Annotated in this window: 1 protein-coding gene; it reads right to left on the reverse strand. The window is 51.0% G+C overall.

Annotated features, from left to right (window positions below; translation table 11 throughout):
* Positions 1-80 precede the first annotated feature (80 nt).
* Positions 81-1424: a transposase gene (locus tag JWJ90_RS22665; protein ID WP_240195119.1), complete on the reverse strand. Its 1344-nt coding sequence runs from the start codon at positions 1422-1424 to the stop codon at positions 81-83.
* Between the last annotated feature and the right edge of the window lie 6 nt (positions 1425-1430).

Here is a 1430-nt window from a genome sequence, read left to right on the forward strand (position 1 = left end):
TTAGACGCACTTATCCTCTTCCCTTTTCAGATAAAACCGAAGGGGCTGCTCTTTGACAGTTCTGCTGAATGACTTGAACGCTAACCGCCGAGCCAGTCTCTCTCCATCACAATATATCCGCCTGGGCCGTAGACCAGCACACGGAAGATCGTCTCCATTGAATCAACCCTGAATATGCGGAAATAATTGCGCATCATCTCCCACAACGCTCTTTTGGAGCCGAGTTCCTTCAACGCTGCCTGGAAGAGATGGCAACTCATTTGCTGCACCTGGTCGACAAGAAAGGCCAGCATCATGAGAATGGCAAACACCGCGCTGAGATGCTTCTTGCCCAGTCCGTAATTATGTTCCAGGTTGTATCCCTGGTTTTTCAAGGTGTTGAAGGTTTCGTTTTCGATCTTCCACCGTGCGCGGCCAGCCCGCATGACCTCTTCGACGTTTTCAGGAGTGATAGTCAGATCTGTGACCCAACTGAACCGGGTAACCTTGTTATTTTTATCCACCTGCCAGTATTCCAGGAAATTGACCAGCAGGTCCTGGCGGGACTGATTGAGCGGTACTTGATTAATAAAACGAAAAAAATGTATTTTGCCCGGATCGTTGGAGTCCACTTGCTGTAGCTCGGTGACCTTCCCCTGTGCGATGGCATCGTCAACCAACGAAAACAGAAACTGATGGTCTCCAGGCTTGACACCAAGGATAAAACGAAGATTTAGCCGTTGCAGATCCTCGATATGGGGCGCGTTGCTGCTGAGTGCATCCTCGGTGACGATGAGCTTGAGGTGTGGATGCTCACGCCGCAGTGCCTCGAAGAAACGACGGGCCGCATTGCGCTCACAATCGTTTTTAGCCGAACCGTCCTGGCGGGTAATCATTTCAGGAAAGAAAGGAATTACCTCGCGACAATCCGGATGCACCAGGGCAGCGGCATACATCTGTTGGTAATACAGTTCTGTTCCATTGCGACGAGTTTTTTTGAGGCAGTAGGGTGAGGCCACCTTCGTTGAGGAATAAAACCCCGTGCCGTCACCACTGAGCAGATAATGGCCACCAAGCAGCGTCATGGATTCCAGCTTTTTGCCGCGTTGCAACCGCCGAAAAACGGTGCGAAACGCTGGTCGTAAATAGTCTGGATCAACTTCATCCAAGATGGCGCGCATCTGAGAGTCGCAGGGTATGCCGGTCACTCCATATACCGTATGCAGGTTTTCTGGTTCTCTGCGCCGTCGCTCATCGAAGGCCAGCAGCGACTGGTCTTTCAGGTGAAACACGGCAAAGGCAGACATGATCGCGTCATCAAGGGCAATCTTGGCATTTTGGGCCCGATGATCGGTAAGTTTGCCAAAATCAGCTTTGATAGCTTGAATTAATGCGTCCACGTGGAGTGTTTTGTTCACGGCTCTTCCGTTCGTCGGTGCAACCAGTTGTAA

The organism is Desulfobulbus rhabdoformis (assembly GCF_016919065.1).
GTDB lineage: Bacteria > Desulfobacterota > Desulfobulbia > Desulfobulbales > Desulfobulbaceae > Desulfobulbus > Desulfobulbus rhabdoformis.